20 protein-coding genes and 3 tRNA genes are annotated in these 17,842 nt (G+C 65.9%); 13 read left to right on the top strand and 10 right to left on the bottom strand.

Going from position 1 to position 17,842, the window contains the following annotated elements; translation table 11 throughout:
* Nucleotides 1-144: 144 nt before the first annotated feature.
* Nucleotides 145-834 carry a hypothetical protein gene (locus TX76_RS07395; protein WP_049901113.1) on the bottom strand — a complete coding sequence of 230 codons (690 nt, stop codon included), beginning with the start codon at nt 832-834 and terminating at the stop codon, nt 145-147.
* Between the two features lie 92 nt (nt 835-926).
* Between TX76_RS07395 and TX76_RS07400 the strand changes: the two genes are divergently transcribed.
* Nucleotides 927-999 (top strand) — tRNA-Arg (locus TX76_RS07400).
* 96 nt (nt 1,000-1,095) lie between these two features.
* Here the strand turns inward: TX76_RS07400 and TX76_RS07405 are convergent.
* The gene (locus TX76_RS07405) at nt 1,096-1,707 is read right to left on the bottom strand and encodes a YegP family protein (RefSeq protein ID WP_049901116.1); all 612 of its coding nucleotides are present in this window, start codon (nt 1,705-1,707) and stop codon (nt 1,096-1,098) included.
* 97 nt (nt 1,708-1,804) lie between these two features.
* Here TX76_RS07405 and TX76_RS07410 point away from each other — a divergent pair, with 97 nt between their 5' ends.
* Nucleotides 1,805-2,425, top strand: coding sequence for a VOC family protein (locus TX76_RS07410; protein ID WP_049901118.1), 621 nt, complete (start codon nt 1,805-1,807; stop codon nt 2,423-2,425).
* 45 nt (nt 2,426-2,470) lie between these two features.
* Here the strand turns inward: TX76_RS07410 and TX76_RS07415 are convergent, their stop codons facing one another.
* Nucleotides 2,471-2,917, bottom strand: coding sequence for a MaoC family dehydratase (locus tag TX76_RS07415; protein WP_049901119.1), 447 nt, complete (start codon nt 2,915-2,917; stop codon nt 2,471-2,473).
* A 194-nt stretch (nt 2,918-3,111) separates the two neighbouring features.
* Here TX76_RS07415 and TX76_RS07420 point away from each other — a divergent pair, with 194 nt between their 5' ends.
* Both TX76_RS07420 and TX76_RS07425 read left to right on the top strand, forming a co-directional pair.
* On the top strand, nt 3,112-3,570 hold the full coding sequence (locus TX76_RS07420; RefSeq protein ID WP_079890773.1) for a DUF4112 domain-containing protein: 459 nt from the start codon (nt 3,112-3,114) through the stop codon (nt 3,568-3,570).
* Between the two features lie 65 nt (nt 3,571-3,635).
* On the top strand, nt 3,636-4,253 hold the full coding sequence (locus TX76_RS07425; RefSeq protein WP_049901121.1) for a DUF309 domain-containing protein: 618 nt from the start codon (nt 3,636-3,638) through the stop codon (nt 4,251-4,253).
* 45 nt (nt 4,254-4,298) lie between these two features.
* Here TX76_RS07425 and TX76_RS07430 read toward each other — a convergent pair whose 3' ends face one another.
* From TX76_RS07430 to TX76_RS07440, 3 genes are all read right to left on the bottom strand, one after another.
* Nucleotides 4,299-4,667, bottom strand: a complete 369-nt coding sequence (locus tag TX76_RS07430) for a hypothetical protein (protein ID WP_049901123.1) — start codon at nt 4,665-4,667, stop codon at nt 4,299-4,301.
* 143 nt (nt 4,668-4,810) lie between these two features.
* Entirely contained in the window at nt 4,811-5,566 is a 756-nt protein-coding gene (gene azf / locus TX76_RS07435) for an NAD-dependent glucose-6-phosphate dehydrogenase Azf (protein WP_049901125.1), read from the bottom strand.
* A gap of 66 nt (nt 5,567-5,632) precedes the next feature.
* On the bottom strand, nt 5,633-6,241 hold the full coding sequence (locus TX76_RS07440; protein WP_049901245.1) for a translation initiation factor IF-2 subunit beta: 609 nt from the start codon (nt 6,239-6,241) through the stop codon (nt 5,633-5,635).
* A 277-nt stretch (nt 6,242-6,518) separates the two neighbouring features.
* Here TX76_RS07440 and TX76_RS07445 point away from each other — a divergent pair, with 277 nt between their 5' ends.
* On the top strand, nt 6,519-6,890 hold the full coding sequence (locus tag TX76_RS07445; protein WP_049901127.1) for a dihydroneopterin aldolase family protein: 372 nt from the start codon (nt 6,519-6,521) through the stop codon (nt 6,888-6,890).
* A 9-nt stretch (nt 6,891-6,899) separates the two neighbouring features.
* Here TX76_RS07445 and TX76_RS07450 read toward each other — a convergent pair whose 3' ends face one another.
* Entirely contained in the window at nt 6,900-7,205 is a 306-nt protein-coding gene (locus TX76_RS07450; RefSeq protein WP_049901247.1) for a MazG nucleotide pyrophosphohydrolase domain-containing protein, read from the bottom strand.
* Nucleotides 7,206-7,369: 164 nt separating this feature from the next.
* On the opposite strand from TX76_RS07450, the gene TX76_RS07455 reads away from it, so the two are divergent.
* The gene (locus tag TX76_RS07455) at nt 7,370-7,852 is read left to right on the top strand and encodes a DUF5790 family protein (protein ID WP_049901249.1); all 483 of its coding nucleotides are present in this window, start codon (nt 7,370-7,372) and stop codon (nt 7,850-7,852) included.
* On the opposite strand, the gene TX76_RS07460 is transcribed toward TX76_RS07455, so the two are convergent.
* Nucleotides 7,853-8,599: a creatininase family protein gene (locus TX76_RS07460; protein ID WP_049901129.1), complete on the bottom strand. Its 747-nt coding sequence runs from the start codon at nt 8,597-8,599 to the stop codon at nt 7,853-7,855. It abuts the gene before it with no gap.
* Nucleotides 8,600-8,673: 74 nt separating this feature from the next.
* Between TX76_RS07460 and TX76_RS07465 the strand changes: the two genes are divergently transcribed.
* The gene (locus TX76_RS07465; protein ID WP_049901131.1) at nt 8,674-9,000 is read left to right on the top strand and encodes a DUF5789 family protein; all 327 of its coding nucleotides are present in this window, start codon (nt 8,674-8,676) and stop codon (nt 8,998-9,000) included.
* Here the strand turns inward: TX76_RS07465 and TX76_RS07470 are convergent.
* Complete coding sequence (locus TX76_RS07470; RefSeq protein WP_049901133.1) at nt 8,997-10,934, bottom strand: ABC transporter ATP-binding protein; 1,938 nt, start codon at nt 10,932-10,934, stop codon at nt 8,997-8,999. The genes TX76_RS07465 and TX76_RS07470 overlap by 4 nt on opposite strands.
* 111 nt (nt 10,935-11,045) lie before the next feature.
* Nucleotides 11,046-11,561: a DUF192 domain-containing protein gene (locus TX76_RS07475; RefSeq protein ID WP_049901135.1), complete on the bottom strand. Its 516-nt coding sequence runs from the start codon at nt 11,559-11,561 to the stop codon at nt 11,046-11,048.
* A gap of 80 nt (nt 11,562-11,641) precedes the next feature.
* Here TX76_RS07475 and TX76_RS07480 point away from each other — a divergent pair.
* The 6 genes from TX76_RS07480 (at nt 11,642) to TX76_RS07505 (ending at nt 17,792) form a co-directional block, all read left to right on the top strand.
* Nucleotides 11,642-11,715, top strand: a tRNA-Val gene (locus tag TX76_RS07480).
* A gap of 463 nt (nt 11,716-12,178) precedes the next feature.
* Nucleotides 12,179-12,252 (top strand) — tRNA-Phe (locus TX76_RS07485).
* A 1,049-nt stretch (nt 12,253-13,301) separates the two neighbouring features.
* Nucleotides 13,302-14,255, top strand: coding sequence for an AAA family ATPase (locus tag TX76_RS07490; RefSeq protein ID WP_049901138.1), 954 nt, complete (start codon nt 13,302-13,304; stop codon nt 14,253-14,255).
* Nucleotides 14,256-14,287: 32 nt separating this feature from the next.
* Nucleotides 14,288-15,280 carry a DUF4129 domain-containing protein gene (locus tag TX76_RS07495; RefSeq protein ID WP_049901141.1) on the top strand — a complete coding sequence of 331 codons (993 nt, stop codon included), beginning with the start codon at nt 14,288-14,290 and terminating at the stop codon, nt 15,278-15,280.
* Nucleotides 15,277-17,289, top strand: a complete 2,013-nt coding sequence (locus TX76_RS07500; RefSeq protein WP_049901143.1) for a DUF58 domain-containing protein — start codon at nt 15,277-15,279, stop codon at nt 17,287-17,289. The genes TX76_RS07495 and TX76_RS07500 overlap by 4 nt, the downstream gene beginning before the upstream one ends.
* Nucleotides 17,286-17,792 (top strand): DUF7519 family protein, encoded by a 507-nt coding sequence (locus tag TX76_RS07505; RefSeq protein ID WP_154019031.1) that lies wholly within the window; start codon nt 17,286-17,288, stop codon nt 17,790-17,792. The genes TX76_RS07500 and TX76_RS07505 overlap by 4 nt, the downstream gene beginning before the upstream one ends.
* Nucleotides 17,793-17,842: the final 50 nt, after the last annotated feature.

The raw sequence follows: 17,842 nt of genomic DNA on the forward strand, positions 1-17,842 counted from the left end.
ACGCCAGTCCATGAGCGATGCGCGCTTAAGCGTTGTCGTCACGGAGTACCCCGTCGCTGTCGTGCGATCTCTGTCCCGAGCGCACGCTTCGCTCTCGGTGGCGTTGTCCGCGCTTTCACGGATACACTTCGGGTGGACTGCGGCTCATCCACCGGGCTCGGCGGTAGCGACCGTCTTCTCGTCGCCAGCGCCGCGGTGGATCACCGTCACCGACGCCGGCTGGCTCTCGACGGTGACGGTCGCACGATAGCTGATCCCGACGAGCGCCTGCGTACACATCGTGCCGGCGTCCGCGGCGCGCTCGGTGGCGACCACGATCCGGACCTCGCCAGCGTCGGTGCGGACCGAGTCGAGGGTAGCCGTCTGACATCCGTTCTCGCCGGTGATCGTCCCGGTCACGACGATCCGCGACCCGTCGTTTTCGATGGCGACGCTCGCCTCGTTGCCCACTTCGCCCCCCGTCTCGCGCACCGTGAACGACCGATCCGCCGCCGAGCCGTTCGTCGCCGTCTCGTTCGTCGTTCCGTTCATCGTTGTTCCGTTGGTCGTCGGCCCATCCGTGGTCGTTCTGCCCGGCGTCTCGGTGCGGGCTTCGGTCGTGGTTCCTGTGGCCTCGCTTTCGGTCGTCGTGGCCGTCGGTTCGGCGGTCGTCGTCCCCGTTTCGGTAGTGGTGGTTGTCTCAACCCTGTCCGTGACGTCTGTCTCGGTCGATCCAGCCGTCGTGGCGGCTCCGTCGGTGGATTCGGCTGTCGAGCCGTTGTCGCTTCCACCGTCGCCGAGACAGCCGGTACCCACGATGGCGGCAGTCGCCACGAGGACCTCACGACGGTTCATGTTGGCACGTCACCGGGCGAAAACATGGGTCTTGTGGCGGCCCGCGCGGCAACCGTAACGGGTTTAACCCGAACTGGTGTAGAGGGGAGTGAGTCCTGGTTGGGTAGTGGACTATCCTACTGGCCTGCGGAGCCGGTGACCGGAGTTCAAATCTCCGCCAGGACGCTCCCTTCGGTCGCGCCCTGGCGTGCCCTGCGCTCACTGCGTTCGCGCAGGACTCCGCCAGGAATTCTTCCGCATCGAAAACCGGTGAGCGGCTGTTCAGCTTTCGACGTCAGCGCCGAGCGCGTTCGCTTTGAGCGCGGTGATGGACTCCTCGGCGTCCTCGCGCGAGTCGTAGCCCGTCGAGCTGACCGCGAGCGTCTCGTCGTCGTGGGTCAGTCGCCAGCGCCAGTTCCCGCCGTCGTCCTCGTAGAGGTCGAACGTCGCCGACGACCCCGACAGCGCGATCTCGATGGTCGTGTCGCGTGGACCGGGGATTTCGACCGTTCGCGGCGTTTCGGCCGCCCCGTCGTCCCCGGTCCCGAGCGACGATCCCGACCGTCGCTCACGGAGGTCGCCGATGCGCTCGCGGAGCTGCCGGCCGTACCTGGTGGCGGTGCCGACGCCGCGTTCGAGCCCGCGCTCGACGTCGCCAGATTCGACGAACGGCGACCCGCGATCGAGCACGTTCTCGCCGTTGCGCGAGAGCGCGATCTCGTAGCCCCGCCAGACGAATCCCTCGTCGGCATCGTTCATTCCGTCGATCCCGTCGTGGCCGTACTCGAAGGCGACCAGGGCCTTTTCGAGCGTCCCGCCGTCGGCGCTGTACGCAACCCGGAGGGTGGCGTTCGGCCGAACGGTCAGCGTGTAGTCGTGATCGTGCTCGCTCATGGAATCACCGTTGATCGCCCGTTCTCATAAATGTCCATCCGGCGATCGCAAACGCCCACGGACAGATTCATTCACGTCGGCATCCGAGTTCGACCCGATGAACGACGATGCACCCCCGGTCACCGCGGACCGGCCCGACAGTCCGTTTCACACCACCGGCACCGATCACGTCACCGTCTGGGGCAGCAACGAGGCCGACACGCTCGCCTTCTACCGCGACCTCCTCGGCATGAGCCTCGTGCTGCGCCAGCCGAACCTCGACGATCCCTCCCAGACCCACCTCTTTTTCGACACCGGCGACGGCCGCATCGTGACGTTCTTCGTGAGCGACGACCGCGATTCGAACCCCCAGCCCCAACGCAGCGGCGTCGGTGGGGTCCACCACCTCTCCTTCGGCGTCGATCCCGAACGCTTCGGCGAGGTGATGGCGGCACTCGACGACGACGGCCGTGGCTACAACGTCTTCGACCGCGGTATCTTCCACTCGCTGTACACCCGCGACAACAACGGTCTCGTGATCGAACTCGCCACCGACAAGTACGCAATCCCCGACGATCGCCGGGGCGAGGTGCTCGCGACCGCCCAGCGCATCCGGGAAGAGGAGGGTGCCGACTACGCCGAGGAAGAACACCTCGCGGCCGCGCTCGAAGAACTGGGACTGCCGGCTGAACCGCACGACCTCCCGGATGCAGCGAGCGGCGTCGGTGGAGTCGAGTAGGGGCAGTCGGCCGTCTCGGCTGACGGTCGCTTCACCGAACGCCGCTCACTCGGAGTCGCGCCGCTCGTACAGCACGAGCCCGATCATCGACATGACTTCGTCGCCGTCCTGGTTGTGGGTCGTCGTCTTGCTACGAACCAGTCCGAGACGATCGCTCCACGACTCGGTGTCGAGCACCTCGGTCCGAACCGAGAGCGTGTCGTCCGGTCGCACCGGGTTCGGCCACCGGAGTTCGTCGATCCCGACCGCACCCGTCGCACCGGAGTCCTCGAAGACGTTCGTGACGAGCAGTTCCATCGTCATCGCCGCGGTGTGCCAGCCGCTCGCGATCAACCCACCGAACATGGACTCTCCGGCGGCCCCCTCGTCCGTGTGGAACGGCTGTGGGTCGTAGCGCCCGGCGAACTCGACGATCTCCTCGCGGGTCACGTCGCGGCTGCCGAACTCGCGGGTCTCGCCCACAGTGACGTCCTCGAAGTGTTCGCGCGCCATGCCTCGGACTGGCGGCCAGCGGTCAAAGCGTTTCCCCACGGCCGCCGCGTTCACCCCGACGTTCTCTGCGTTCTGCTCGACTCGACGCGTCGAATCGAGCGAAGCTGCTCCCGACGGTGCTCCGGTCGTCGGTGCGGTGGTTGCCCGCTCTCGCCGGCAGCATACCTATCCGTGCGCGGGTCGGTGATACGCATATGTCTGTAGACGACTCGTCCACCGACGTACTCGGCACGCTCCAGGACTGGTTCGAGGAGGCAGCAGCCAGAGAGGACGACCCCGACCTCGACGCCCTCTCGGCCCGCGAGCGCGGGGCGCTGAAACGCTCCCGAGCGATGGCTACACTCCTCGACGACGCGATCCCGATCCCCGTGATCGGCTACCGCGTCGGGATCGATCCGGTCCTGAGCATCGTCCCGATCTCGGGTGATCTCGCTGGCGCGGCGCTCTCGATGCACATTGTCGCCGAGGCCGCACGCCTTGGGGTACCGCCGAAGACTCTCGCTCTGATGATCGGAGACGTCGCCGTTGACACGGTCACCGGGTCGGTCCCGGTCGCTGGAACGCTTTTCGATGCGGTCTGGAAGCCCAACAGGCGCAACGTCGCACGGCTCGAATCCTACCTCGAAAACCGTACCGACGTGCCCACCGAGTGAGCGGTCGACCACCGTAGCGTCGATATACCCGGAACGCGTTTCGGCCCGCCCGCCGAACGACAGGTATGAACGACCACCTCCGGGCCGGCATCGCGATCTACACCGCCGGTCGCTTCCACGCCGCCCACGACGCGTGGGAGGATCGCTGGCTCGCGCTCGATGCGGGCGACGACGAGCGCTTTCTCCACGGGCTGATCCAGTTCACCGCGGCGGTCCACCACGCGACCGGCCGCAACTGGGCGGGCGCGTGCGGCCTCGCCGAGAGCGCCCGCGAGTATCTCGCCGACCTCCCCGAGGACTACCGCGGCGTGAACGTCGGCGAGGTCCGGGCGTCTCTCGCGACCCTCCACGCCGATCCAGAGTCGATCGAACGCGCGCCGCCGCTCCTGTTGACCTACGAGGGCCAGCAACTCGATCTCGACGACCTCGACTTCGCGGCGAGTGCGGTCGCTGCGGAGGTTCTCGCCGAGGCGGGCGAAGGCGACCACGCGACCGTCGAGCGCGCCGTCGAGTACGCCCGTGAGGACTTCGCTGCCGGCAACGAGACCAGCCCGTTCGTGACGCTCGTGATCGACTTCGTTCGCGATCCCGACAACCGAGGGATCGTCCACCAGCGCCTCACCGAGCACACCGAACGCCGAGCCGCCCGCGACCGCGACGTTGACGGGCTGTTCGAGCCGTAACACTCGGTTGAGTCGTTCTCAGTGGCCATCACCGGCAGTAGCGTCTCAGAGAACGAACAGCACGGATCCAAGGGTCGCCACAGTCAACAGGACGATAACCACGAACACACCAACCAGACCGAGCGTACCGACACTTCGATTGCCTTGGTCGAACGGACCGACGATCCGCTTCCGAATCTTCGCATACGACAGTAGTACGATCAGACCGTACGCTGCGATCGCCCACCCCCGAGGTGTTTCGGGGAGATCCCGTCTCACACTATCGTCGGTAGCCAGCTCCTGCTCGAACATCGGATGAAGGTCTCCTAAGACCGGTCCGATGACCCAGAGACCGGTGATAACGATAAACAGGAAGACGATCGACAGCTCGATCAGTACAAGCGGTTGTTGCTTTGCGTCTTCTAATCTGCTCACGAAAACGAGTCAGAACAGCACTACATAGGCTTTGCGGGGAACGGAGAACCGATTCGCCTTATCGAGGTTCGCGCTTAGCTAGACAGGTCGAAGCCTGATATTCGTTTCCGATTTGCGAACTGTCGAAAGACGTTCTCGTGGCTTTAGAACTCGACCGAGTTGTCCTGTGGATCGTAGCCGAGCACTTCGCGGGCGCGCTCGATGGAGTAGTATTTCCGGTCGTTGTCGGAGATGCCGTAGACGATCTCGTACTCGTAGTCGGCTTCGAGACACCGCTCGAAGAGGTGGGCACAGTCCCGATAGGAGAGCCACATCGCCTGGCCGCGCTCGTAGTTCACCGGTGGGTGATCTTCGGTCAAGTTCCCGACGCGAACGCAGACCGCGCTCATCCCCGTCTCGTCGTGGTAGTACCGACACAGCGTCTCGCCGGCGACTTTGCCAACACCGTAGAGGTTGCTCGGCCGCGGCAGTTCGGTGCCGTCGAGCCGGAACTCGTCGTCCTCGCGATACAGTTCGGGCACGCGCTCGTCGGTCTCGTACGCGCCGACCGCGTGGTTCGAGGAGGCGAAGACGAACTTCTCGACGCCGGCGTCGGCGGCCGCCGCGACCACAGTTCGAGTCCCGTCGATGTTGTTCGCGAGCACGCTGTCCCACGGCGCTTCCGGTCGAGGGTCGCCAGCGAGGTGGATGACTCGATCCACGCCCGCCATCGCCTCGCGCACGGCCTCCGCGTCGGTGACGTCCGCGACGACGTACTCGTGGTCGGGCTCGCCGGTCGGCGGTTCGCGGTCGAGCAGCCGCCAGTCGTACTCCTCACCGAGCCGGCGCAGGATCGCCTCGCCGACGCGCCCCGACGCGCCGGTGAGCAACACTTTCGAACCCCGTGACCTCCCCGCCATTCGGCCGGGAGTCGGGAACCCGTCGGTAAGTAACGTGCGGTTCGCTGCCGTGTGGCGAATCCGGAGTCAGGCCAGCCGGGCGAACGCGAGCGTCCCGCTGATGTTCTCGATGTAGGCGTCGACCACGTCGCCCTCCTGTGCACCGGGGACGAAGATGGTGTACTTCCCTTTCTCCGCGACGCCGTCGCCCTTCCGGCCCGTTCCCGTGATCTTGACCTCGTAGGTCCGGCCCTCCTCGACGTCTGGCTGCTGGCGGGACTGCTGGGAGCCGGTGTTCTTCGCGACCGGGCGGAAGGCTCCACACGCCTCACACCGGAGCATCCGGGTCCGCCCCTCCATTTCGAGCCTGGTGTCCGGAAGGCCACACTCCGAGCAGGTCACGAACTCCTCGATGTAGTCGTCGATGGCCGCGTCGAAGTCGCCGTCGGAAAAGGAGCCGTTGTATCGCGCGCGGTCGCCGCCGAACTGGCCGTTGGTCCCGAGCTCGCGCTGGATCACCCGGTGGAGGTGTTCGGGCTCGCGCGAGAGCGCGTCGGCGACCCGGCCGAGGTTCACGAGCCGCGTGAACGCGCCGTCCTTCTGGGCCTCCGCGTCGGGCACGTCGAGGCGCGAATCGCCGGTGTCGAGGTCGGGGACCGAGTCCATCGCCCGGTCGAGACTGGCTTCGTAATCCATGACCGACATGAGGGACTCGCTCCGTATATGGATTCCGTGAGAGAACGCGACAGGGACGTTCGCCGCCGTTTGACACCGAAGGTAGTGGGCGGTGGCGCGCGGGAGCACGCCGGAGGCGTGCGACTCGTGCGAGGGATGACTGAGCGAACGACCAACGGGAGTGAGCGAAGGAATCGGCTGGGGAGGCGTGTGGCCTGCGGTTCTCGTTTGCATCGTGACTCGACTTCGACTGTTCGACTGACAGCGTATTTGTTCGCTCCCCACGGACCGTAGCTCGATGACTACAGATTCCGAGATGGACACAGCTTCACCGACTGACGCCGAAACCGCCTGCTTCGAGGCGGGGATCAAGTTCGGCGCGCTGTACCACCAGTTCGCCGGCACCCCGGTCAGCCCGGCCAGCGCAGCGAGTCTGGAGCGCGCGATCGAGGACGCGATCGAGAACCAGCCCCACTGCGAGTCGGTCTCGGTCGCGATCCTTACCGACGAACTCGACGCCGCTATCGATCACGGCTACACCGAACTCACGGGCCGGTTCATGGAAGTCGAACTTGTCGTAGAGTTCGAGAAAAACCGAGTCACGGCACGAATGGCGATGGAAGAGGGGTATCCTCGAATGCGGATCGCATCCGTCGAGGCGCTGGACTAACCCGCCGAGTCAGCCGTCGGACGAGGCGCTTCCCGTCTCGTCGAGTCGCTCCTCGTACTTCGCGAGCGATTCGTCGAGTGCGTCGCCGGCGTCGACGTCGAGCGATTCGGCGACCGCGAGCAACGAGAAGAGTGCGTCGCCGATCTCGTCGGTCTCGATGTCGAGATCGTTCGTCTCCGTTCCCCACTCGGTCGATTTGGTCGCGTCGGCGGCGATCTCGCCGACTTCGGCGGACAGATCGAGGATCCGGAACGCCGGCTCGCCCTGAAGATCGTACTCCGCGATGAACGCCGCGACGCGCTGTTGTTCGTCCATCCGTGTCGGTCGATCGCGGGTGAAAGGTAAGCGTTGCGACGATCGACGGTCGACGATCGATTCCGAAACCACGACGAAAACCGATCTGAGACCGACGACACGGCCCGTTTTCACTTCCGCTTTCGGGCGCGGGTTTAAACCCCGTGCGGGCGAACCGCACGGTCATGAACCAGTCGACGATCGAGGACGACCTGTTCGACGAGGCCGCGGCGGACATCCGCACCGACGTCGAAGAACACCTCGCGGCGGCGCGCGAGGCGCTGCCCGCATCCGAGGCGATCTGGTCGGTCGAGGCCGACAACACGCTCGGCGTGCTCAACTCGTTGGAGCAGGCGCTCGACACCGGCGACGCCGCCGACCGCCTCCGCGACGCCAAGAAGTGGTACGCGATGGGCGAGCGCGCCGACGCCTTCGACGACGCCGACGACCTCGCCGAGCAGATCGAGGAACTCGAAGCCGTACTGGAGGACGTCGAGGCTGCCCACGACCACGCGGACGAGCTGTCGAGTACGGTCCCCGAACTTCGAGGGGCGCTCGACGAGGCCAGCGAGGCTGCAAACGGCGCGGACGACACGGACGAGAGCGACGACGCGGACGACGCCGACGCGACCGACGGCTCGGGCGAGGCCGAAGAAGCCGCCGAGTGATCACTTCCGCTTCGGTCGGCTCACGTCACGGTCCTCGATGGCGTCCAGCAGCGCCACGAGCGCCGCCGTCGCAGCCTCTAAGAGTTCCTCGCCGCGTTCCGCGCTGCCGTCGCTGGGGTCGCCGACCGCGCCGCTGTCGGTGAACTCCGCCGCGTCGAACGCGAGGTTCGTCCCTGAAACCCACTCGCCCCACGTCTCGCTCGCTCCCGCCCGCGCCGCCTCGATGCGATCTTCGCGGACGAGATCGGGATGGATGGCGCGGAGGAGCGCGGTCTCGATCGGGCCGCCGTGGCCCATCTCGGACAGGCTCGCAGCGGCCTCGAACCACGTGAACGGGACGGCGTAGGCCGCATCGTGACGGGTGATCGTCCCACAGACTTCTCGAAGCGCATCGACGTTGCCGCCGTGGCCGTTGACGAGCACGACCCGATCCCAGCCGTGGCTGGCGAGGCTCGCGACGACCTCGCGGACGTACTCCCGGAGGGTGTCGGGCGCGACCCAGAGCGTGCCGGCGAACTGGCGGTGCTCCTCGGCGATCCCCACCGGGATGGTGGGTGCGACGACCACTTCGCTGTCGTGGACGTCCTCGTAGCGCTCCGCGCCCGCCGCCGCGACCGCACGCGCGGTGAGACGATCGGTGCCGAGCGGCGCGTGCGGACCGTGCTGTTCGGTGCTGCCGACGGGAAGCACTGCGAGATCGGTCTCGACCGCGTCGGCATCGGTCCACGTGGCCTCGGTGAGCTGCATACCGGGGTGAACGCCGCCGGAGGCTTAAGCAGGCACAACTCCTTTGCCGTCGCTGTGCGTCGATCCGCTGCACCATGACCGACGAAGACGACACCAGAGAGCAGGGCGTCGAGTTCGGGGACGTCGAGGACGAACTCGAATCGATGGACTACCCCATCGACCACGAGACGGTGATCGAACGCCACGGTGACGCGGAGATCGGTCTGCCCGACGGGAGCGCCTCCCTCGGGGAGGTCCTCGAACCGCTTCAGGACGAAGAGCAGAACTATCAGGACGCGGACGAACTCAAGACGATGGTCAAGAACATGGTCGGCGACGACGCCGTCGGCCGCGAGGGCTACTCAGATCGCGGTCCCTCGACGGAGCCCGACGACAACGGCGACGACGCGGAGTCGCTCTAGTCGTCGCCGGCTTCCGCCTCGGTCCGTGCCTGGCGACGGCTCGCGCGCTCGATGAACTCCTGTGGGAGCTCGTCGATCTCGCCGGCCTGGACCGCCCAGAGGTTGGCGTACAGCCCATCGGCTTCGATGAGGTCGTCGTGGGTGCCGCGTTCGCGCACCTGCCCCTCTTCGAGAACCACGATCTGGTCGGCGTCCTTGATGCTCGACAGCCGGTGAGCGATCGCAAAGGTGGTACGATCCGTGGTCAGCCGGTCGAGACTCCGCTGGATCAGCATCTCGGTCTCGGTGTCGACGTCGCTCGTCGCCTCGTCGAGCACCAGGATCTCGGGATCCTTGAGGATCGCGCGTGCGATGGTGATGCGCTGGCGCTGGCCCCCCGAGAGTTTCACACCGCGCTCGCCGGCCATCGTGTCGTAGCCGTCGGGGAGATTTTGAATGAACTCGTGGGCCTCGGCGGCCTTCGCGGCCTCGACGATCTCCTCGTCGGTCGCGTCGAAGGTGCCGTACGCGATGTTCTCCTTCACCGTGCCGTAGAACAGGTAGGAGTTCTGACTGACGTAGCCGATCGACTTCCGGAGGCTCGACAGCGTGACGCTGTCGATGTCCTGGTCGTCGATCCGGATCTCGCCCTCGTCGACATCGTACATCCGGAGTAGCAGCTTCAGGACAGTGGATTTGCCCGCACCCGTGGGGCCGACGAGCGCCACCGTGTCACCACCGGGAACGTCGAAATCGATGTCCTCGACCGTGGGGTTCCCATCGCCGCGCTCGCTCTCGTAGCCGAAGGTGACGTCGTCGTACTCGACGTGGCCCTCGGTGACGGTGAGATCCTCGGCGTCCGGGTCCTGTTCGAGCCGGCTCGGCTCGTCCATCAGCCCGAAGATGCGCTCGGCGGAGGCGCGGGCGCGCTGGTACATGTTGATTATCTGTCCGAACTGCGCCATCGGCCAGATGAACCGTTGCGTATAGAGGATGAACGTGGTGAACGTCCCGACGGTGAGTTGCTGCGTGAACGGCCCGAACGGACCGTTGAGCACCCAGAATCCGCCGATGAGGAACGTGGCGACGAAGCCGATTCCCGAGATCACCTGGAGCGTAGGGAAGAACTTGATTCGGATGTTGATCGCCCCCCACTGGGCGTCGTAGTACGACTTGGAGACGTCGTCGACGCGGTCGGACTCGTACCCCTCGGTGTTGGTCGATTTGATGACCTGGATCCCCCCGAGATTGTTCTCCAGTCGGGAGTTCATCTCGCCGACCGTCGAGCGGACCTCGGCGTACTTCGGCTGGATGATCTTCACGAACCAGTAGGTGAAGCCCGCAACGAGGGGCACGGGGATCAACGCGATCAGCGCGAGCTGCCAGTTCTCGATCAGCATGATGGCCGCGATCCCGACCACCATCGCGCCCAGCCGGAACAGGGAGTTCAGCCCGCCGTTCAGGAACTGCTCTAGCCTGTTGACGTCGTTCGACAGCACCGACATCATCTCTCCCGTTTGCTTGTCGGCGAAGAAGTCCATGTTCAGCCGCTGCATCTTGTCGTAGGTGTCCGTGCGAATCTGATGCTGGATGTTCTGGGAGAACGCGTTCCACCCCCAGTTGCGGCCGTAGTGAAAGGCCGCACCACCGAAGAAGGAGACACAGATCAGGCCCACGACGAACCAGAACTGCCCCATCTCGGTCGTTGGGATCCATGCCGACGGCACGAACCGTAGGTCGAACGGGCTCTCGTTCCGGAAGATCGAGTCGATCGCGATCCCGAGCAGTAGCGGGGGCAGGAGATCGAGCATCCGCGCGACGAGGCTCGTCAGCGTTCCGACGCCAAAGGAGAAGGCGTTCTCGCGGCCGTACACCCCGAACAACCGTCGCATCGCGTTCTCCGTTCCCTCCCGTTGATCTTCGAAGGGATCGTCGTCCTCAGTAGAAATACCCATTACTATACTGCAAACCGATACGTCCCTAAAAGGGTTCGTAACCATGCGAAACCACCGCATGGAGACGAGACGTGATTCCGGTCGTCGTCGCCCGGAATCGCGATCGTATCGTCATTCCGATCGATCGATATCGACCTGATGGCCGACGTGGATTCCGTGACGCTCCATCCACCCACGGGGCACTTCGAGGACGTACTGCCCCCGGCCGGTGCGCTGGATCGATTCGCCGTCCTCTCCCGGACCCGGTGCGGGCGCGCTCTCGATCGCGTTGATCCGGCCGTCGGCCCCGACGAACACGATGTCGAGCGGGAAGTCCATCTTCCGCATCACGTAAGTGTGCTCGGAAGCCTCGTCGTAGGTGAACAGCATCCCGGAGCCGTTCGCGAGCGACGTGGTGTTCGAGAGGCCGGTGTATTTCTTCTGGTAGGTGTCGGCGATCCGGGCGTCGACGGTGCCGAGGGTTCGACTGCAGTTGTTGGTGATCGTGACCTCTGCACGCTCGTAGTCGTCGGGTGCGCCCACGAGCGCCGCCGGCGGCGGAACGATTCCGGCAGCGACCGCCGTGGTGAACACCAGCGCGAGCACCGCGACCACGCCGACGACGTTGAGCACGCGCTGGAGCGTCATACTCCGACTACGGGCCGGGGACGGCCTAAGCGTTCCGGCAGAGAGAAAGGGTTATTCCGCCCGCACCGGTTGACTGACTGGGGCTCGTGGTCTAGGTGGTTATGACGCGGCCTTTACAAGGCCGAGATCGGTGGTTCGAATCCGCCCGAGCCCATACCGGACCGCGGCTCACGTCCGTTCGCCGCGTGTCCGTCTCACACGAGGGCGGTTCGAATCCGTCCGAATCCACTCGGATTCCGATACGTTCGCCGTCTCGGTCGAGTCAGCTCAGCAGCGCGACGATCAGGATGCCGGCGGTGAACACGAGCGCGGCGATCGTCCCGAGCACCAGAAGGGCGTGACCGGTCGACATACCTACCTCTAATGGCGAGCGGTCAAAGGCTCCCGCCATCCGGCCAGACACGACGGACGGCAAAGCTCTTTCAGCTCTGCCACCCTCTCGAAGAGCGATGATCTCCGGATCGACGTGCCCCGAGTGTGGCGGTCACGTGACGACCGAGGACGGCTTGGGGTACGTCTGTGAGGACTGCGGGACCGAGTTCGACGTGGCGGATCTGTTCGTCCACTGACCGCGATTCCGAAACCCTTTTTCAGTCGGTCGGCGTCGATCCGAACGGGCCGCCTTAGCTCAGACTGGGAGAGCACTCGACTGAAGATCGAGCTGTCCCCCGTTCAAATCGGGGAGGCGGCATTTTCCTGCGACCGACGGGAGCAGTGAAAACGCTCCCGACCCGACTTGAGCACGCCAGTCGCAGCCCCGGAATGGCGAACGAAGTGAGCCACACGCCCGGAACGTCTGGCATCTGTTCAAATCGGGGAGGCGGCACTCTACTTCCGGTTCGTCTGCCCGTCGTATAACTCCAGGGAGCCATCGGCGGTCCAAGACGCGTGGGCGGTTCGCACTCGACGGCCGGGTCGCCCGGCTGCCGAGGTGTCCTGCGATGCTGTTCGACAGCGGGAGCGCCGGCGGACAGCCACGACTCCTCGGACCACCGGCGAGAGCAACGGCAGCGATGCCGAGACCGATACGGAGTCCGTGACTGACCCGAAAAATCGCAGCAGCCAGCCGGCGGCTGCGGTTCCGATCCGAAGGTCGAGGCGCTCTCGACACGCCTCGATGCGGTTCAGGTACTCGCCATCGTGCGACCGTTTCCAGCAAAACTCCTTGGATATGAGGCTCTTACGGGTGTCACTGTTCGAACGAAATACTGATACTACGACGTAGACGGTCCGGAAGAAGTTCATACTCACCTTCATAGTCCATCTTCCCCCACAAAAATTCAATAAATCGGTCGGCCGGCGGAGGACAAAAATACAGTTTTTTCTATGGTCTTCTCAGTGCCGGTCTGCTATATGAGTGTGATCCTGCCGAACGCGCCTGTTGTTGGCTGGGTTCGAGGCACGGACTCGGCGATCGGCGCTCTCGTCGACACCCACGAAAACCCGATCGAAATCGAGCGTGTCGGGCGCGACCGATCGGTGCTGACTGCGAGTGGAACTGTTCCGTGCTGACGTTGAGAGCCCGACTCCACGATGCGGTTACCGGGATCGGGCAGCGTTCGATCAGCACCCTGTCCCTGAGTCCCAACCGGTCGCTTGCCAAGGGTTGATGTGTTGTCTCGTTCTGTGGAGCCGATTCCCACGTATCGGGTGGCTGGCCCTCTCGTGGGCTGGTGGTAGACCCATAGTTCGACATACCGTACCAGGGGAGTTAAATAGGGTCCCGTTGGTGTCATCCGTATGGCTGTCGCAGACGCGAGCGAGCGCTGTCAGCGGGTCGTGGAGACGATGTCGGACGCGATCGTCGCCGACGAGGTGTTCTTCGAGGACCTCCTCGTGGGATTGCTCGCCGGGGGACACGTCCTCATCGAGGACGTTCCCGGGACGGGCAAAACGTTGACCGCTCGCTCGATGGCAACCGTCCTCGGTCTCTCGTTCAGTCGAGTCCAGCTGACTCCCGACCTCCTGCCGGCCGACGTCACCGGTACGCAGGTGTTCGACCAGCGCGAACGCGCCTTCGAGTTCCGCGAGGGTCCCCTCTTCGCGAACGTCGTCCTCGCCGACGAGCTCAACCGGGCGCCACCCAAGACGCAGGCGGCGCTGCTGGAAGCGATGGAGGAGGGGCAGGTGACGGTCGAGGGCGAGACACACCCGCTCGCGACCCCCTTCTTCGTCGTGGCGACCCAGAACCCGGTCGAACAGAGCGGCACCTTCGAACTCCCGGAGGCACAGAAGGACCGGTTCCTGCTCAAGACGAGCCTGGGCTACCCGGAGCGGGACGGCGAGCGATCGTTGCTCGAGCGGCGTCTCGACCGGGACGCAGCCGCGCCCTCCGTCGACCGCTTCCTCGACCCGGACGCGGTGCGCGAACTCCGGGACGTGACCGAGACGGTCTCCGTCGATCCCGATATCGTCGATTTCATGCTGGATATCGCTCGCGGTACGCGCTCCGATCGCCGCGTGCGAACCGGCGTCTCGCCACGAGGAACTCAGCGCCTCCTCGAGGCGACACGAGCGCGAGCTGTCCTCGAAGGCCGGGAGTACGTCGTGCCCGACGACGTCACGCGAGTGGCCGGGCCAGTGATGGCCCACCGGCTCGTCCTCACTCCAGAGGCAGAGGTCCGGGAGGTCGACAAGGACGAGGTCCTCCACGACGTCGTCGACGGAGTGCCCGTTCCGACGGTAGAGGCCTGACATGATCCCCCGACGAGCCGTTCGATACCACGATGGCTGACCGATCTCCACTCACCGATAGACGCCACCGCAACGCCGCACTCGCCGCGCTGGCGGTCCTCGCCGTCGTCCTCGTCGCGGCAGCAGTCGCGCCGGTCTTCTCCAGTCGGACCGGTGGTGATGGCTCACCGCAGATCGAACGATCGAACGGGAACAGTACCGGTGGCGTCCCCGGCAGCAACGGACAGCTTCCGACGACCGCGATAGTGGTCGGATTCCTCGCTCTTGGCGGTATCGTGGTCGTCATCCAGTTCGCCGACGACCCGTGGAACGCGCTCAAGAGGGTCGTCGGACTGGGAGCCGTGACCGTTCTCCTGCTTTTGCTCGCCGAGCGGTTCACCGATCTGCGTCCGCCGTCCCGGGGAACGAACCGGAGTGTCGGTCAGCCGACGGTGCAGGCCACGACGACTCCCGTCGGGAACACCGGGTTCGAGGGTGGTGGCGGAACGGCCTTCTCGTGGCCAGTCGAAACGATCGTACTCGGCGCGGCCGCTGCTGCAGTTGCGGGAGCAGTTGCGCTGTTCCTCTGGCGCTCCGACGCTGTCCGGTCCCGTCTCGGCGTGGCCGCGGACGACACGGACGAGTCCGATCTCGGGTCCGTCGCGCGCGTCGCGGGTGATGCCGCCGACCGCGTCGAATCGGCATCGACGTCCCGGGCGGCCGACAACGCCATCTATCGCGCCTGGACCGAACTGGTCGATCTGCTCGACGCACCGGGACCGCAGTCCGGAACACCGCGTCAGTTCGAGTCCGCGGCGATCGAGCGCGGTATGGACCCCGAGGACGTTCACGTACTCACCGAGGCGTTCGAGGCAGTCAGGTACGGTGATGCATCGACCTCTCCGCCCCGCCGCGAGCGCGTCACCGCGGCGCTCAGACGCCTCCAGCGGGCACACGGTGAGACCCCCTCCGATGGGGCAGGTGGCAGTCTCACCGCGACGAGTGCCGAAACCGAACGCAGTGACGACACGGGGGAGACACGATGAGGGGGCGCACTCGACGCGTCGCGGTCGTGGTCGGGGTCGCAGCACTCGCAGCGGGGATCACGGCAGTGATCTCCGGTGGAGGCAGTGCGACGGCTCCGTTGCGGGCGCTGCTCTCTGTTGCTGGCGGTCTGGTCGGTATCTGGATGACGGTCGTCAGCTACCGGAACTGGCTGTCGGGAAGCGGCGTAGACGCGCCGCAGGTCGAGCGAGCACGTGACCACCCGGCCCCGGGTGACGAGTTCGACCGGAGTCTGGCGCAGTTCGACGGTCGGGGACAGGGCGTTCTCCCCGATCGGTCGGCGATCCACGACCGTCTCCGAACGCTCGCCGTGCAAGTTCGCATGCGCCGCGGGCAATCCCACGAGGAGGCGAGGGAGACGGTAGAGGCTGGCGAGTGGCCGGACGACCCGGCCGTCGCCGCATTCCTCCGGAACCCGGACGTGAAGCTTCCGCGCTCACAGTGGGATCGCGCCCGGGAGCTGCTAGGGGACCGAACGGGGCCCTCGGACTTCCAGACGCTGGTCAGACGGACTGTCGATACGCTCGCGGCGGAGTGTGACGTGCCGACCGTCGCTGCCGACCCCGCCGACAGTTCTCTCGTCGAACATCCCGCCGAGGAAGCCGTCGTCCGCTCGGACGCTGGCGAGCAGCACGGCCGGCAAGAGGGACCGACCGACCCCGTTACGGAGGATTCTGTCGACGGGGGCCGCGATATCGTGACCAATCGATGGCAGGTGGCCGTGCCCGTCGGCCTCGCGTTCGTCGGGTTCGGGCTCGTGTTCCGATCGGCCGCAGTCGTGCTCGCTGGGGCGGTTCTCGTCGGGTTTATCGCCTACGCGAAAGCCGACACCCCGCCCGACTCTGCGCTCGTCGTCGAACGAACGATCCAGCGTGACGGGTCCGATCCCGGCGACCGATCTGCCCCGGGTGACTGCGTCGACGTGACCATCACGGTACGCAACGAAGGGGACAGCATCGTCCCCGACCTCCGGATCGTCGACGGCGTGCCGGCGAATCTCGCAGTGGACGACGGATCACCGCGCCGTGCAACGGCGCTCCGCCCTGGGGAATCGATCTCGTTCACTTACTCCCTCGGGGCCCGGCGGGGCGTTCACGAATTCGAGCCGGCGTGGACCGTGGTTCGCGGCTACGCGGGCCGGACCGCGCGTGTTCGTCGCCTCCCCGAGACCGACGAGAGCGACCGATCGCTGACGTGTGTCCCGGCACTCGACGCGTTCCCGGTCGCGGTCCCGCTCTACGAGCGAACCAGTCAGTATCTCGGTCGCCTGCCCGCCGGCAGCGGGGAAGGGGTGGCCTTTCACTCGACGCGGGAGTACCAGCCGGGCGACGCCAGCACACGGATCGACTGGAAGCATCTCGCCGGATCGCCCGACGACGACCTCACGACGATCCGCTTCCGCGAGGAGAACGCCGCGACCGTCGCCCTCGTCGTCGTGACCGATCCGACTGCGTACCTATCCGAGGGTGTGGACGGCACGAGTGTGTTCGAGCGCTCGATCGAAGCGACCGGACGGCTGTTCGTCTCGTTGCTCGACAGCGGGGACCACGTCGGTCTCGCCAGCGTCGGCTCGACACCGCTCTGGATCGATCCGGACATCGGCCCGGATCACCGCCGACGCGTCGAGAAGCTGCTCGCCACCCACTCCGCGTTTCCACCGACTCCACCGGAGACCGATAGCTACACTTCGGGCTGGGTCCGTGAGTTCCATCGTCGGTTCCCCAACGAGACTCAGGTCGTGTTGCTGTCCCCGCTCTGTGACCGGACGTACCGCCACGTCATCCGCCGGCTCCGAGGGTACGACCACCCCGTCACGGTCGTCAGTCCCGACCCGACAGCCGACGGGACCGTGGGCCAGCGTCTCGTGCATCTGGAACGTCGGATCCGCATCGAATCGCTCCGGGAGACCGGCGTTCGCGTCGTCGACTGGCGTCCCGACGACGACCTCGCGGTGGCGCTCGGTCGCGCGGCCACGAGGTGGTCGAAGTGAACGGGTCCGACGGCCGTCACACACATCGGCCCGGAAGGGTGTTCGCCACGGCGGCACTGCTGTTCGGGGCGATTACAGCGGCCGTCGTGGGCCCGACGTCGCCGGTGGCGCTGGGTGCGGTCCTCCTCGGCGTGCTCGGTCTGGCGATCGGACTCACCCGATTCGACCGTCGCGTCGCCGCAGTGGGTGCGGTCGCCCTCTTCGGCGGGGTGCTGGCTGCCGGCGCCGCCGGTAGTGGGGTCGAACGCCTCCTCCCGGCGACAGGTACTGCGCTGCTCGCGTGGGAGTTCGGTGCCGATGTCTTCGACGCGCGCAGCGAACTTCACGGCGGCACGAGCGACAGAGTCGAGACACTCCGAGTGGCGGTCGGGGCCGCTGTCGGAGCAGTCGTGGTGAGTGTCGTGTATGCCTGCTATCGCTTCCTCGCGCTCGACGCCTCGCCGCTCGGCGTCGTACTCCTGTTCGTCGCCGTCGTGATGCTCACACTGGCTCTCCGCGAGTGATTCCCTCCCTGAACGGGACGATCTGTCGAACATCACGTTCTCAAGGCCGG

The organism is Halococcus agarilyticus (genome assembly GCF_000334895.1).
GTDB lineage: Archaea > Halobacteriota > Halobacteria > Halobacteriales > Halococcaceae > Halococcus > Halococcus agarilyticus.